Raw genomic sequence first — 13017 nt, forward strand, 5'->3', positions numbered from 1 at the left:
CTAGACAATTTCGAACTCAAGCCACCAGCTCATATTTGGTGGAATGGATATTGCTGATCCTGAATCGTTTACTGCGTCGATGTAAATGATAACTGTACCTGTAAAAACATCACGTAGGTTGAAATTTGGCACGTGCTCCCCACCGGCATTGCTACTCGTCCAGGTAAAGGAATTGCTTACTCTCAGCTTCAACGCCGTGTTGCTCCAGAATCGTGCTCGGACTAGCCTCAATGTCTGGTTATTCAAATTAACGGGAATCGTTTGGAGGGTTATACTAGTCCCACTATTCAGCGTTCCACCGCCGGTTCCGCCGACATTCCCGCTCACCGTGAATCGGCGCTGATGGTCGTATCGCCCTTTGATCGGAACATTCACATTGAATTCAAATCCACTCCATTGAACGACCGCAATCCCGTTGGCCACCATATTCACAACGCCATCGCTCACCCAGTTGAGCCCGGTGTCGTCGTCCCCGATGGCCAGGCTTATGAATGGCCCGCCGGAACCACCCTGCCGGTGGGCGAATATACGCTCGGTGTTAATAAGCTGGCCGGTCATGGTGTCGCCAGCTTTGTTGAGTGGGGTATACCCAATGTTCGCCACCGCTGCCCCCGAGGCCAGCTTGGGCCCGGTAACAGACCCGTTGGCCAGGTGTGCGGTGAGGATGCTGCCGTCCCGCACGTCCTGGGCCAGCCGCCCGCCGCTGGTGAGCGTCGCCAACCCGGAGTTGCCCCCCCGCATGAGGTTGAGCGTGTGCACCCATCGGCCCCCACCGGTGGCGGGCAGCACCCACAGCCCGTCGGCGGCGAGGGCCGAGGGGTTGTACAGGCGGTAGCGGCCGTATCCCTCGACATCCACGACGTCGCCGTCGTTCATCCCAGCTAGGCTCTGCAGGGCCGCCAGAGAAGCCACTTTTTGGATTCGCTTGACTCCAGGGCCCTCTACCACCAGCCGCGATTGGTGCAGATTTTCCGTGCGGTCGAACACGGCCTGGATGGCGGCCTCGAGCGGACCAATGGCCACCGGCTCGCTATTGCCCGCCAGCGGAAAGTTGGGGATGCTGGCAGGGAAAATATTGTTTGGGGTCAGGGTTTTTGGCATGTGCGCTCCTAGGGGTACAGTTGTACAGGCGAGTCCCCCCACACCTGGCCAGGGGGGTCCCAAGTGAGGCCGGGCGGGTCCCAGGTCAAGGGTCCAAAGCTCACATAGGTGAGCTTGGCCAAACGGGTATGGGCCGCTTTGATTTGGTTGATGATAGCCAGGATTCTGCTGCGCTCATCCGGCGAGCCGTCGTAGCTCCGGGTGGCGGGGTAGATGAAAACATCAAACTCGCTCCAGCGCGCGCTATCATACGTCCAGACCGGGACAATCGCAGATGAGTAGCCAAGCTGTAGCAGGGCCAGTGACAGGCCGTACTCCGTGCCCGACCACCGCCAGAACTCCCAGGCGCCGACCACGCGGGTGCGCCAGCTCTCGAGGCTCTCTCCCGGATACCGGATAAGGCCCCGCTCTGTGCCCAGGCGATTAAGTGCATCCTCCGGCGCCAAATGCACCCAGCGGGCCAGTAAGCCAGTAACAACCAAAGAGCTGTACTCGTCCAGCGCACGACCCCAGCCGGCCAGGAGCGCCCAACCCCGGTCTTTTTGCAGCCAGGGCGGGGCCAGCTCGGGCAGCCAGTCCTCGTAGAGCCGGACTTGGACTAAATCAATCTCCTGGCCCGGCATCTAAATCTCCTGATAGGTGGCGCTCAGGTTGAAGTTAGCCACCTGCGTGGGGGTCAACGTTTGGTCGGCAGGGGGGGCAGTTAGGGCCACGTCCAGGACATTAGCCACAAACAGCGCCTCGACCAGAGCCGATCGATATACGATTGCCCCGATGGGAAGGCTTTGTTGGAAAGCAGCTAGTCGGGAAGCAACCTCGGCCTGCACCTGGGTGAGGAAGCCGGCCTTCAGGCGGATGGTGGCGGTTATGGCAATGTTCACCTGGGTGGCGGCATAGACCTGCACGTTTGCCGTCACGGGTTTGCGCTGTTGGATGTATGCATCCGCAGCCGCCACAGCCCCCGACCCCAGGCCGCCCTCCCCCCAGACCACCACGTCCACCGTGCCCTGACCGCGTGGGTTGTTGTCCAGCACCCGCACCTTGGTAATCGATGGGGTGCTGGACAGCGCCCAGCTTTCATAGGCGGCCCGGGTGGCACCATAACCCAGCTCGCCCCAGCGCAGGCGGCAGCGCTCCCGAAAGGCGGCGTCGCTCTCTTTATCAATGGCTGCTTCCAGCACCGCCGTGTTCACAATGGTTACGCCTGGTAGTGGGGTAAACATGATCGTGCCCGAGCCTAATGGCAGGTTGTAGGCAGCGCCAGGACTTTCGGCCCGGAACTCCAGATCCAGCGTGCCGCCCAGGGGGAGGGTGCCGCCGTCCAGGTTGTTAAAGCGCAATCCGGCGGCATTGCCCACCCAAAGCTGGCCGGGCTGGATGCTGTAGGGGCCAAACCCGGCCTGGGCGGTGAGCCGGAAGGTTTGCCGGGCAAAGGTGGCTTGCTTGCGGGCCAAAGCATAGGCGCTCTGGCCCAGCAAATCCAGGTAATCCCCGGTCGCAGTGTCCAGAAATCCGCCCCTGGCAATCTCCAGGCGGAGGGCCTCGAGGTCGGCCAGTCCTGCCGCCTGGAGCTCCACCAGGGTGCGCTGCACGCTGCCCTCGATCCAGTCGGTGGGTGGGTAGCCCTTGGCCTGGAGGAAGGAAATCAGCGCCGCCATCACCTGGTCGCGGGTGCGAGGCTGCAAAAGCTGTTGCAGGCTAGGCACGCAGCACCTCCACGCTCAGGTCGCTGATGCGCACCACCAGACTGAACGGGCCTTCCTCGGTCTGCAGCTCGATGTCCAGATCGAGCTGGTTCCACTGCGGCTGGCTGGCGGTGACCTCGGCGCTCAAGATGCGGGGGTCGGCCTCGAGGGCGTTCGTTGCCCGCACCTCGATCTCAAAGAGGGTCTCGGGGGTGATCTCGCGGTTCAGGAATTGCTTGAGGTCGAGCCGGTACTCGGGGGCATAGAAGAGGCTGCCCGGCGCAGTTATCAGGCAGCGGGCCGCCGCCTCGGCCAGGTTGTCCAATCCGCTTTTGAGCGTCCAGGATAAATCGGGAAACACCGCTAGGTCGGTTCCGAAGTCGGGCATTATTGTACCCCCCGCACTTTGGTAGAGCCCCCCGCCTGCACGGTGCCGGTGGTGGGCACCATTGCGATAGGAGTGGTGTTGAACATAAACGTTAGCGGCTGGCCCTGCAGCAGCACGTTCGAGCCTCCCGCACCCCCCAGTTCCACCAACGGCGCGTCCACCGTCACCTGGACACTGGCCGTCAGTCGCACTTCCCGGAGTCCCTCGCCCCGCCACAGGTCGCAGTAGCGCAGCTCGGGGTCGCCCTGGTGGAAGCCCACCAGCACCCGCGATCCCGGCGCTACCTTTACGGTTACCCCCGGCAGGCCCAGCCAGATTGGCACCCGGGTCAGGGCACCCAGGCGGGGGTCGTCTACCTGCACATCCACGTGCATGTCTTCGTAATCTTTGAGCACGCTGCCGGGATACAGGGCCAGGTAGTCCAGGTGGGCTGGGCGGGCCAGCCGCTTGATGGCTTTGGTCAGTCGTTCTTGCATCTAGTCTCCCGTGTAGATCGCAGTACGCAGCTTTAATCCAATCTGATGAATCACCCGCTCCACCCGGCCAATCTCCCGCGTCTGGCCTTCCCAGAGGCCTTTGAGCATGACCCCGGGCCGGAGCGCGGGCATTGGTAGCAGCGAAAACCAGCCTCGCTGGGGGGCGGCCTCGGCGACCACCGCGCCCTCGGGCCCCTGGGGCCAGGTCTCGCTCCCCGCCCAGGTCGTACCGTCGGGCAGCACCCGCCAGCTTCGGGTCGGCAGGCGCTCCATGACCGCCTGCAGGGACTCGTAGGCCGGGCCGCCCCGGCGAACCCAGCGCACAAAAACGGTGGGCAGATCCAGTTCTCCTGGCTGCTCACCGGCCTCGGTGAGCAAGTCCCGCACTATCAGCGACGCTGGAACCCCCTGGTAGTCTTTCGGGGGAAGATTTTTTGATAGCCCATCGTAGCCGCCGATTAGAAAAACCTCGGTCGCGCCTGCGCTCGGACCGCTGCGCCGTACAGTGGTACGGTAGGTGGTGCCATCCTCGAAGCGCAGGGTTACCGCCTCACCGGGGGCCAGTCCCACCTCCTCCCCCAGCCGCAGCTCGGCCAGTGGGCGGCCTGTGCGCGGAACCACAACAATGCCGCTGCTGACGGGGATATTGTTGGCGGTCAGGTAGCTCATGGCTGCACCCCCCGCGCGCTGGGCGGGTTGGCCTGGGCCCGCTGCTGGGAAGTGGGGGTACCGTCCCGGTCGGCCCCCCCGGTGTCGGTATCGCTCCCCTGCCCGCCCTTCTTGCCAATCTGAGTGGCCTCAACCTTCACCTTCTTGTAGCTGGGCCGCCACTCCCGCATCTGCAGGGTGGCCGTCCAGCCCCGCACAGGGTCATAGGGCGGCTCCTCGATGCTGAAAATGTACAGGTGGGTAATGCCATGCCGCCGCAGGGTGGGGTGTACCGGCTGGTACACCTCAGGAGCCTTCTGTTCCTTGCCTTTGGGGCGAAAGAGCTGGATCAGCCGTTGGAGTTTGGTGAACTCGCTCTCCTTCCAGACCCGGATCTCCACCGTGACCTCGGCATAGTCGTAGCCGAGGTAGGTGTACTCGAGCCCCTTCTTAGGGATTTCAGCAGTTTCTTCTTTCAAGGTGCGGCGCACCGATACCTGCACGACGCCCTGAATCTCGTTCTGGCCCCGGGCCTGGGGTTTGATGGCAAAGCGCTGGCCACCAGGCCCCACAAATATGATCTGGTCGCGCTCCATCAGGCTCCCTCCTCGATAGCGGCCCGCTCGAGAGCCTCCAGAATAGCCTCCACCACGAGCGCCTTCGCCTCCTGGGGGGTCTGGGCCTGCTGCAGCACGATACTGCCGATGTGAACGTGCAACTCTCGGGTAGCAGTGGCAGCAGCCGCCCCCGCGCCAGCGGCAATGGCCGCCACCGGCATCTGGGGCGCTGCCGGTATGGCCGCCGTGGCCAGGGCCAGTCCGGCGCCGGCTACCGCCCCGCGCATGGCCAGCAGGCCGCGCTGCAGCCCCGCTCCGCCCTGCTCCCCGATGCGGGCCAGGGCCCGGCTGGGGGAGCGCACCTCGAGGCCCTCCCGGGCCCCGCCTACTGCCTGCACAGCCAGCCCCTTGGCTGCCTCCCAGATTTTGCCGGGCGCGGCCTTGAGGCCGTTCCACAGGCCGGTAATGGCGTTGCGGCCAATCTCCAGCATCAGCCCCGGCAGGTTGGCCAGGGCGCTGCGGATGGTCTCGGGCAACCCTTTAGCCCAGACAATCAGCTCCCCGCCCTTGGTGATGATGGCCTGCCATACGCCATTCACGCCGTCGCGGAACCAGCCCAGGCGCTTGTAGGCCACCACCACGGCAGCCACCAAACCCCCTACCAGGGCGATCACCCAGCCCACCGGCCCCATCGCCAGCAGCCAGCCGCCCGCCATGCGGGCTGCGGTGGCCACCCAGACCAGGCCCAGGCGCAGTAGGGTGCCCGCCAGGCCGAAGGTCAGGGAGTTGAGCAGGCGGAACCCGGTAGTGAGCACCAGTAGGGTGCCCACCAGGGCCAGCCCCCCGGCGTTGGTTCCAGCCAGGCCGGCCTGGTTGGCCGAGAACCCCCTGGCCAGGCCGCCCAGCAGCGCAATGCCCGGCTCCAACGCCTTCCACACCCCCTGCAGCGCGCCCAGCCCGGCCTGCACCCCCGTCCAGAACTGCCGGGCATACCCCAGGGCCAGCGGGAAATACTGCCGGGCTTTCTGCGCCAGCAGGGCGGCCCGGTCGAGGAAGCCCAGGATGGCCTCCCCCGCCTTTTTCGGCTCGGTGGCGCTGGCCAGCGGCCCGAACACCGCCTGCATCAGCCGGGCCAGGCTGGCCTGGAAGCGGCGGGCGATGGCGGCGCCGGGACCCTGGCTGAAGTCGGTCAGGGCGGCCAGGTTGCCGAGCATTTGCTTGAAGGGCTTGAGCGGCCCGCCGTCGCCCACGTCCATCTGGCTGAAGAGCTCGAAGGGGCGGCTCTTGAGCGTGGAGATCAGGCCGAAGATGCTGGTGCTCTGCTCCTCCATCAGCCCGCCGAAGCGCTTCTGGATGATCTGGCGCACCGCCAGCATGGCCTTGTTGACCGTGCCCACGTAGCTCCCGCTCTTGTCGAACCTGAGCCCCTGGGCCTCCAGCAGCTCCCGGCTGATGCCCAGCTCCCGCAGCCGCTCGAAGGCCTCGCCGAAGTTGCCCGAGCGCAGCCGGGTCAGGGGGCTGATGGCGTCCTCCAGCCGAACCCCCATCGCCGAGGCCAGGTCGCCGGCGTCCTTGAGCAGCCCTTGCAGGTTCTTGACGCTCACCCCGGCGGCCAGCAGTTGCTTGCCGCCGGCCAGCACTTCCTGGGTCTCGAAGGGGGTTGCCGCTGCAAACTTCGACAGCATGGCATAGGTTTCCTTGGCCAGGCGCCCGGCATCCGCCCCGAACTGGGGCCGCAGCATCACCCGCAGGCTGATGAGCTGCTGCTCCTTGAAGCCGAGGGCGTCAAACACGCTCTTGGTGGCCAGCCCCGCGGCCCCGGCGATGAGCAGGTTGGGCAGGCTGGTCAGGCGGCCAATCAGGCCGCTCAAGGATTTGTAGGCGTTCTGGGCCTGGGTACGGATGCTGCCCAGATGGCGGCTGGCCGCCCCCACCGCCACCAGGGCCCCCACCAGGCGGCGGGCGGCAGCGGTGGAAATCCCAAAGCTGCCGGCGATGGCCCGCGCTGCGGCTGTGCTGTCCCGCCCGGAGCCCTGAAGTTGGGTGCGAATGCGGCCCAGGCCCGCCGTCATGGCCCGCGACTGGGTCACGAGGTTGTTGCGCAGGCCGAAAAACCAGGTCAGGCGCCTCATGGTTTCTCCTCAAAGTGGCTCAGCAGCACCGCCGCCTCCAGCGCGGCCCCGGCCAGGGCCTCGGGAGAGTCTTCTCCCCGCCGGTAGGCCAGCAGGAGCTGGCCCGCAAACAGGGGCCGGTCGCGGTGCTTCAGGGCCTCATTCAGCAGGTCGGCGGATTTGTTGAAGGAACTCCGTCTCGGCCATCTGGGCGATGGCCGCCAAGTCCTGGCTGATAACGTCGGCCAGGCCGGGGTAGTCCTCCAACATCTGCTCGAACTCGGTCTTCTCGGGATACACCAGCGCCGCCTTGGCGTACTTCTCGCCGATGGCGTAGGTGTCCAGGGCCAGCTTCTGGCCGCTGGCGGCCTTGTCCAGGTCGGCCCGCATCAGCCGGTATTCGCCCTTGGAGAGCGGGCGAAACACCAGCGCACGGCCCTGGCGCACCAGGGCAAACAAGCGGTCGCCGTGCGATTCAATCAGCCTGGTAATGGTGGTGGGGGGCAAAAGGCCCTCGAGGTCGTCCGTCAAAATTTCGGGCTTTCCCATGTTATGCCTCAAAAAGGTTCCGGCCCCGCCAGGGGCAGGGCCGGCTCAAAGCAATATCAGAAAGTGGCCAGGTCGCCGGGCACCACGTCCAGCGCCTTGCAGGTCAGCTCGGCCATCAGGGCCTCCGCGCCAGGGGTAGCCGAAAGGGCATCGTTCAGGATGCGCAGGTCGTTAAGCTTGTCGATGATGACGTTTTCGTCGGTATCCACGAAGGTGACCACCGCGTTGAAGGATTTGCGCTTGTACTTGGCCCCCAACTTGGCGCGGAACTGGTGCCACTGATCCACCGGCATCTTGATGGTCACATCCGCCGGGGCCATCTGGCCGGGGGTGCGGCCCACCGGCTTGCCCCCGGCGTAGATGTACTCCTCCGAAACCTCGCCGGTGTTGTATTCCAGCTCGACGTTCACCGGGATGCGCTCCCCGTCCAGGTCGAGCTGGATGCTGGAGTTGTCGTAGACCTTGCCGTTGCGTACGGTAATCGCCACGCGCCACCTCCTAGGCTACCGGCTGGAGCTGCGGGTTGAAGAACCGCACCTTGCCGGTGATCCGCTCGGCGTAGCCCAGCGGGACGATGCTGATGTCGTAGGGGATGGTCTTGGTGCTGAGGATGTTCTCGGCGCGGTCAATGCGCACGTACACCGCCGGTTGGTCGGTGTTCTCGTCAATCGAGACCTTGCCGCGCAAGGCAGTGCGAACCAGCCCCTGCACGTAGGCCTCGATGCGCAGGGCCTCCCGCTCCAGGATCCGCCCGGTCTGGGCCGAGACCTGGATCTGCTCGTTGAGCCAGCGCAGCCAGGCCCGGTAGGCCATCTCGCAGGCCACGTCCATCACCTCGCGGAGCTGCACCTGCTCGTAGTCGCTGCCGGGCGGGGCGAACAGCCGGCCCCGGGTGATGTAGAAGCCGCCCTGGATGGTGCGCAAGGTGGCGAAGCGAGCCGCGTCCAGCGCCCGGGTGACCGATTCGTCCCCGTGCAGCTTGACCACCGTTTTGAGCGCCCCAGAGGCGTAGCGCCCTGGGTGCTCCTCCACCGGTCGCCCGCTGTAGCGGCCCGCAATGACCCAGGCCGAGGGCCGCTTCATCACCAGGCCGGTGATGGGGCTGACCACATCCGCGTAGCGCCCCCCGGCCCCCACCCGCACGCTGGTGAAGCTGGAAAACGCAGCAATCAGGTTGGCGTCGGTATCGTCGGCGGTGTCCAGAATCGCGTGAATGAAGCGGGGGTTGTTGGCGTCGTTGGCCTGGGTTTCCAGGGCGGTGTTGACGCCCGCGGCCACCGTGGGGGTGGCCGCCCCCACCACGTGGATGAACCGATACGACAGCTCGGTGCGGGCAAACAGCACGTTCAGGGCGTTGATCAGGTCGGTCAGGGTGTAGCCGGGGGCGGTGCAGGTGGCGGTATAGGTATCCCCCACCACGAAGGTGCCGTCGGTCCAGGTCAGGGTCAGGCCGGTGTCCGGGATGATGTAGACCCCCGAGACCGGCACGGCGGTCTCCGGGCTGTAGGTGTTGCCGTCATCCAGGCTGTATTCGAAAGCGGCCTGGGCCGCTGCGAGGTTGGCCGCCGCCCGCGTGATGCGCACCCGGAGCTTGTAATCGTCGCGGGGGGTGCTGCCGGTCAGGGTCAGCGTGGCGGTGCCGGTGCCGGTCTTGGTGACGGCCCCGGCGACCCCGGCCACGCTGGGATTGGCAGCCAGGCAGATCACCGCCTGGGTGCCCTCGCCAAAGGCCAGGGCGGCGGCCTCGGCCAGCTTGCCACCCACCTGTTCCTTGGCGCCCTGGGGGCTGGTCACGGTCACCAGGGTATTTGGGGCCAATACCGTGGCCACCCCAATTTTGACGTGTACTCCCTCCCCGCTAACCGGCACCGAGCCGATGCCAAAGTCCTGGGGTTTGACCTCTACCCGGGGCAGGCCGGTCATCGCGCACCTCCGATGGGCTCATTCGCCGCCTCGGCAATACCCCGCTCAAAGGCCGCCTTGGTCAGCTCCTGGCCCACCACCCAGCGGTGCTTGGCCCGGGCTGCCGCCAGCAGCCAGTCCGGGGTGCCGGCTTCGGCGGCCAGCTCCTCCACGGTTTGCAGTTTGCGGGGTTCCGCAGTCGTGTCGTTTTTTGCCATGTGTTTCCTCCTAGGGGAGCACCTCGGTCTGGTCGAGCAGGGCCCGCTCGAGCCGCACATACACCCCCGGCTCTGCCGCCCCCACCTCCAGGAACACCCGGAAGCGGAGCTGATAGCGGCGCTTGTCGGCGGGCAGGGCCGCCGCCTGGCCGGTCTCGTCCTCGTCCCAGCCGCTGGGGAAGAGCTCCAGGGCGCTTCCGCAGATGCGCCGCAGCGCCGCCACGCAGTCGGAAAGGATGCCCTCCACGGTGGCGTAGTCCTTGCCCCAGATGTGCAGGGTATAGCCGGCCAGCCGGGTGTAGGGGGGTTTGGGTTTGGGCTCGGGGGGTGGCTCCTGGGCCAGGGCCTCGCTCGAGATAGCCCGGCCATCCGGCGCGGTGAAGGTGTCCTGGCCCGGCACCAGCACCAGCTTGAGGGGGGCCTCGAGCTGGTTCAGGGCCTCGGGACCCAGCTCGAGCTTCACCTGCCGGGGCAGCTCGGCCTTGAGCCGCTCGAACAGGGCCTGGGTCAACCTAGCTCACCGCCTCCCGCAGGTATTTGCCGGGACGGAAGCGCACCACCGTCTTGGCGGGGATCTGAATCGCCTCCCCGCTGCCGGGCCGGGTGCCCTTGCGGGCCGCACGGCGGGCGGTCACGAAGGTGCCAAAGCCGGTGAGCTGCACCTCCTTGCCGTCCGCCAGGGCGTATTCGATGGCCGTCAGGGCAGCCTTCAGGGCCGCCTGGGCCTGCTTCTTGCTCAGGCCGGTCTGCGCGTGGATGTGCTCGATCAGTTCGGTTCGGTTCATCGAATCTCCTTTTCCAGGTAGGCCCGGGCCGCCTCCTCCAGCGCCTGCTCCCAGCGGGGCGAAAGCTCGGGCTCTGGGATGAAAGGGCGGGCCGGAATCTCCACCCGCCGGGCCTGCACCCAGTCCTTGCCCACCCGGAAGCGCAGGGTTTGCTTGCGCTTGGGGGCGATGGTGGCGCCGTACTGGTGGGTGGCCGCATAGCGCACGTTGGTGCCGATCTCGAAGCCCTGGGGGTCGGTCTTGAGGGCCGACTGCGAGGTCATGGAGCGCTGCAGCCGGGCCGATTTGCGCAGGGTCTGGCCGCCGGTGGCCTCGGCCCGGGCGCTGGGCTTCCAGGGCCGATCCCAGGGGTCTTTTTGCCCCGCGAAGGACTCGTCAATCTGGTTCAGCGCAGCCTGGCCCAGGTTCTTCACCAGCCCGGCGGCAAACTGCGGCTGGCGCAGCCTGTCGGCGAAGCGAATCAGCCGATCCAGCTCACGGAACGCGCCGGTGACGCTCACGGCTTCCACCGGGCCGGAATCCGGCCCAGGGTCGTGACGGCGTCCCACTGCTGCAGCGGGGTGAGCCGGAGGGCGGTTTTGCGCCCCCACCAGCGGCCCCGCTCGGCGCGGGTGTTTTCCGCCACGCTGGGCACTCCATCCACCTCGCCCACGTAAATCCCGATGTGCCCCTCGCGGTCGGGGGCGGTGCGGGGGGAGCGGGGCGCCTCGTCGAAGGGCACGCTGCTAAATAGCAGGTCGCCGGGCTTGATGATTTTGAGGAGGGCCGCCCGGTCGGCGGCCTTGGCCGGGTCTCGATCCACGGCGGACACATCCCAGTCCAGCCGGTCTATGGCCCGCTCCACCGCCACCGCCCAGCGGCTGCGGTCGGGGTCGGCCCGCACCGAGTCCAGGATGCGGCTATAGAGCAACCAGCGGTTCGTTTCGTAGACACGGGCGATGGCCTCAAAGGCAAACGCCACGCACCAGCCCGCGCTGGTGGGGAAGCCGGGCAGCTCCCGCCGCACGGCCTGGAGGGCAATCTGGGCAACCTTGCTCATAGTTTGTGATTCTTTTCACTCCTTGCCTCTAAAACCGTTTTTGAGGCGGGGGTAGACCCTGCTCCCTATTCGGGGTAGGGGGCCGGGGTCGCGGGCAGAAATTGGCCGCAACGGTTGGGCCAGGCAGGCTACCAACCTTTGAGTTTGTCTCGGCCAAATACCCGGCCTGCGGATTCGATCTCCGGTTTGGCCTCCGAGGGCACCACGCCCCCCTGGGAGCCCCCTGGTGGGATGGGCTGGCCGTCGTCGGCGGGAATCTGGGCCTTGCCCTCGGCCACCAGCCGCAGCCACTTGAGGGCTTCCTCGTAATCGCGCACCACCACATCGTCGGCGGTGCCCTCCTGGAAGCCCCGGCGGGCCAGAATCAGGTAGAAGGCGATGTCGGCGTTGATGCGCTTGAGCGCCCGCACCGGCGGCAGCGGCAGGGTGTAGCGCTGGCTGACGAAGCTATCAATGGTGTCGGCGGCGTCCTGGATGGCCGCCTCGGCCCGCTCCTCGGCCAGCACCGTCCACTCGCCCACGTTTTCCGGGTCGAGGGCGTAGAGCATGGCGTCTTCCCGCTTGCGGGTTTTGAGCTCGTCCAGCGTGAGGTAGGGCATTATTTGCCTCGAGGCTTCTTGGGCGGGTCGGCCTCAACCTCCTCCAGCACCTCCACCCGGAGCAAGGGGTCGGCCTGCAGGCGCTCCAGCTCCTCCGGCGAGACCAGGGCCTCCCGCGGCTCCGGCCACCACTGCCGGGCGATCCGCCAGCGCCCCTTCGGCTGGGGGGTGGAGACTTTGACGCGGTACTGGGTCATTGGGGGCCTCCTAACCGACGCACTTGTACGCCAGGAAGGGCAGGCTGTAGCCCGCGTTCCCCCGGGCATCCACCCCGTAGACAAACTGGCGGCGCATGAAGACGTTGTCGTCGGTGGGGTCGTCCTTGCTGACGAACTCGGGGTTCTGGCGGTTCTGGAACACGAAGGGCCGGATGGGGCGGCTCGTGTCCAGCAAATACCAGGCGGTGGGCTGGCTGGCCAGCTTGGGCACCACCAGCAGGTCGGCGGAGCCCTTCCAGATGTTGGTATCCCCACCGGCCACGAAGTCGGCGTTGAGGATGCGGCGGGCGGTGCCCTCGAGCTGGGGCGGCACCACCAGCAGGGTGGGCATCACTTCCAGCGGCTGGCCGTCGTCCCCCCGGAAGGCCATCATCTCGGCCCGGGTGGCCTCGTAGTTGGCGGTGGTGAGGGGGCGGCTGGTGGCGTAGTTGGCATATACCCCCAGGCTGCTGTCTACCGTGGAGACCGGGTGGTCGGTGTCGAAAAAGTTTTGGCCGTCGAAGCACAGGTTCGACTGCCCGTTCAGGAGCAGGGAGAACACCAGGTCGTCGGGGTACATCCGGGCGGCCTGGCCCATCTGGTCGAACTGCATGTTGTAGATGCCCAGGTTGTCGTCCTGGATGTCGTTGCGATCTACCGCAACGGTAGCCTCGAAGTTGCGGTTCTGGATGGTGTAGGAGGCTTCGGCCAGGTTCTGGAAGACCCGCTCGCCCAGCCACTCCCGCATCTTCAGCATCTTGC

General features: G+C 66.4%; 19 protein-coding genes. All 19 read right to left on the reverse strand.

Annotation, left to right across the window (positions count from 1 at the left end; genetic code table 11):
* Positions 1-1101, reverse strand: coding sequence for a hypothetical protein (locus tag Q0X18_RS08035; protein ID WP_297560774.1), 1101 nt, complete (start codon positions 1099-1101; stop codon positions 1-3).
* Positions 1102-1109: 8 nt separating this feature from the next.
* A complete protein-coding gene (locus tag Q0X18_RS08040; RefSeq protein WP_297560777.1) occupies positions 1110-1724 on the reverse strand; it encodes a phage tail protein in 615 nt (204 codons plus the stop codon).
* Positions 1725-2807 carry a baseplate J/gp47 family protein gene (locus Q0X18_RS08045; RefSeq protein WP_297560783.1) on the reverse strand — a complete coding sequence of 361 codons (1083 nt, stop codon included), beginning with the start codon at positions 2805-2807 and terminating at the stop codon, positions 1725-1727.
* Entirely contained in the window at positions 2800-3174 is a 375-nt protein-coding gene (locus tag Q0X18_RS08050) for a hypothetical protein (protein ID WP_297560785.1), read from the reverse strand. Before Q0X18_RS08050 ends, Q0X18_RS08045 begins: the two co-directional genes overlap by 8 nt.
* Positions 3174-3650 carry a hypothetical protein gene (locus Q0X18_RS08055; RefSeq protein ID WP_297560787.1) on the reverse strand — a complete coding sequence of 159 codons (477 nt, stop codon included), beginning with the start codon at positions 3648-3650 and terminating at the stop codon, positions 3174-3176. The genes Q0X18_RS08050 and Q0X18_RS08055 overlap by 1 nt, the downstream gene beginning before the upstream one ends.
* Complete coding sequence (locus tag Q0X18_RS08060) at positions 3651-4319, reverse strand: hypothetical protein (RefSeq protein WP_297560789.1); 669 nt, start codon at positions 4317-4319, stop codon at positions 3651-3653.
* Entirely contained in the window at positions 4316-4894 is a 579-nt protein-coding gene (locus Q0X18_RS08065) for a hypothetical protein (protein ID WP_297560790.1), read from the reverse strand. The genes Q0X18_RS08060 and Q0X18_RS08065 overlap by 4 nt, the downstream gene beginning before the upstream one ends.
* Complete coding sequence (locus Q0X18_RS08070; protein WP_297560791.1) at positions 4894-6987, reverse strand: hypothetical protein; 2094 nt, start codon at positions 6985-6987, stop codon at positions 4894-4896. The genes Q0X18_RS08065 and Q0X18_RS08070 overlap by 1 nt, the downstream gene beginning before the upstream one ends.
* A 138-nt stretch (positions 6988-7125) precedes the next feature.
* Positions 7126-7515 (reverse strand): hypothetical protein, encoded by a 390-nt coding sequence (locus tag Q0X18_RS08075; RefSeq protein ID WP_297560792.1) that lies wholly within the window; start codon positions 7513-7515, stop codon positions 7126-7128.
* 56 nt (positions 7516-7571) lie between these two features.
* Positions 7572-8003, reverse strand: coding sequence for a hypothetical protein (locus Q0X18_RS08080; RefSeq protein WP_297560793.1), 432 nt, complete (start codon positions 8001-8003; stop codon positions 7572-7574).
* Between the two features lie 10 nt (positions 8004-8013).
* Positions 8014-9438 carry a DUF2586 family protein gene (locus Q0X18_RS08085; protein ID WP_297560794.1) on the reverse strand — a complete coding sequence of 475 codons (1425 nt, stop codon included), beginning with the start codon at positions 9436-9438 and terminating at the stop codon, positions 8014-8016.
* Positions 9435-9635: a hypothetical protein gene (locus tag Q0X18_RS08090; protein WP_277188549.1), complete on the reverse strand. Its 201-nt coding sequence runs from the start codon at positions 9633-9635 to the stop codon at positions 9435-9437. The genes Q0X18_RS08085 and Q0X18_RS08090 overlap by 4 nt, the downstream gene beginning before the upstream one ends.
* A 10-nt stretch (positions 9636-9645) precedes the next feature.
* Positions 9646-10146, reverse strand: a complete 501-nt coding sequence (locus tag Q0X18_RS08095; RefSeq protein WP_027887320.1) for a hypothetical protein — start codon at positions 10144-10146, stop codon at positions 9646-9648.
* A 1-nt stretch (position 10147) separates the two neighbouring features.
* Entirely contained in the window at positions 10148-10420 is a 273-nt protein-coding gene (locus Q0X18_RS08100) for an HU family DNA-binding protein (protein WP_027887319.1), read from the reverse strand.
* On the reverse strand, positions 10417-10968 hold the full coding sequence (locus Q0X18_RS08105; protein WP_297560795.1) for a phage virion morphogenesis protein: 552 nt from the start codon (positions 10966-10968) through the stop codon (positions 10417-10419). Before Q0X18_RS08105 ends, Q0X18_RS08100 begins: the two co-directional genes overlap by 4 nt.
* Positions 10917-11459: a hypothetical protein gene (locus Q0X18_RS08110; protein WP_297560797.1), complete on the reverse strand. Its 543-nt coding sequence runs from the start codon at positions 11457-11459 to the stop codon at positions 10917-10919. The genes Q0X18_RS08105 and Q0X18_RS08110 overlap by 52 nt, the downstream gene beginning before the upstream one ends.
* Before the next feature lie 128 nt (positions 11460-11587).
* Positions 11588-12058 carry a gp436 family protein gene (locus tag Q0X18_RS08115; protein ID WP_297560798.1) on the reverse strand — a complete coding sequence of 157 codons (471 nt, stop codon included), beginning with the start codon at positions 12056-12058 and terminating at the stop codon, positions 11588-11590.
* Positions 12058-12255: a hypothetical protein gene (locus Q0X18_RS08120; RefSeq protein WP_297560799.1), complete on the reverse strand. Its 198-nt coding sequence runs from the start codon at positions 12253-12255 to the stop codon at positions 12058-12060. Before Q0X18_RS08120 ends, Q0X18_RS08115 begins: the two co-directional genes overlap by 1 nt.
* Positions 12256-12265: 10 nt before the next feature.
* Complete coding sequence (locus Q0X18_RS08125) at positions 12266-13003, reverse strand: Mu-like prophage major head subunit gpT family protein (RefSeq protein ID WP_297560801.1); 738 nt, start codon at positions 13001-13003, stop codon at positions 12266-12268.
* Positions 13004-13017 lie beyond the last annotated feature (14 nt).

The sequence above is a fragment of the Meiothermus sp. genome (assembly GCF_026004075.1).
Lineage (GTDB): Bacteria > Deinococcota > Deinococci > Deinococcales > Thermaceae > Meiothermus.

What these genes read in the sequence shown, in the direction of transcription:
- Q0X18_RS08035 (WP_297560774.1), bottom strand. Translation starts at nt 1,101, where the DNA reads ATGCCAAAAACCCTGACCCCAAACAATATTTTCCCTGCCAGCATCCCC.
- Q0X18_RS08040 (WP_297560777.1), bottom strand. Translation starts at nt 1,724, where the DNA reads ATGCCGGGCCAGGAGATTGATTTAGTCCAAGTCCGGCTCTACGAGGAC.
- Q0X18_RS08050 (WP_297560785.1), bottom strand. Translation starts at nt 3,174, where the DNA reads ATGCCCGACTTCGGAACCGACCTAGCGGTGTTTCCCGATTTATCCTGG.
- Q0X18_RS08055 (WP_297560787.1), bottom strand. Translation starts at nt 3,650, where the DNA reads ATGCAAGAACGACTGACCAAAGCCATCAAGCGGCTGGCCCGCCCAGCC.
- Q0X18_RS08060 (WP_297560789.1), bottom strand. Translation starts at nt 4,319, where the DNA reads ATGAGCTACCTGACCGCCAACAATATCCCCGTCAGCAGCGGCATTGTT.
- Q0X18_RS08065 (WP_297560790.1), bottom strand. Translation starts at nt 4,894, where the DNA reads ATGGAGCGCGACCAGATCATATTTGTGGGGCCTGGTGGCCAGCGCTTT.
- Q0X18_RS08070 (WP_297560791.1), bottom strand. Translation starts at nt 6,987, where the DNA reads ATGAGGCGCCTGACCTGGTTTTTCGGCCTGCGCAACAACCTCGTGACC.
- Q0X18_RS08075 (WP_297560792.1), bottom strand. Translation starts at nt 7,515, where the DNA reads ATGGGAAAGCCCGAAATTTTGACGGACGACCTCGAGGGCCTTTTGCCC.
- Q0X18_RS08085 (WP_297560794.1), bottom strand. Translation starts at nt 9,438, where the DNA reads ATGACCGGCCTGCCCCGGGTAGAGGTCAAACCCCAGGACTTTGGCATC.
- Q0X18_RS08090 (WP_277188549.1), bottom strand. Translation starts at nt 9,635, where the DNA reads ATGGCAAAAAACGACACGACTGCGGAACCCCGCAAACTGCAAACCGTG.
- Q0X18_RS08100 (WP_027887319.1), bottom strand. Translation starts at nt 10,420, where the DNA reads ATGAACCGAACCGAACTGATCGAGCACATCCACGCGCAGACCGGCCTG.
- Q0X18_RS08110 (WP_297560797.1), bottom strand. Translation starts at nt 11,459, where the DNA reads ATGAGCAAGGTTGCCCAGATTGCCCTCCAGGCCGTGCGGCGGGAGCTG.
- Q0X18_RS08115 (WP_297560798.1), bottom strand. Translation starts at nt 12,058, where the DNA reads ATGCCCTACCTCACGCTGGACGAGCTCAAAACCCGCAAGCGGGAAGAC.
- Q0X18_RS08120 (WP_297560799.1), bottom strand. Translation starts at nt 12,255, where the DNA reads ATGACCCAGTACCGCGTCAAAGTCTCCACCCCCCAGCCGAAGGGGCGC.
- Q0X18_RS08125 (WP_297560801.1), bottom strand. Translation starts at nt 13,003, where the DNA reads ATGCGGGAGTGGCTGGGCGAGCGGGTCTTCCAGAACCTGGCCGAAGCC.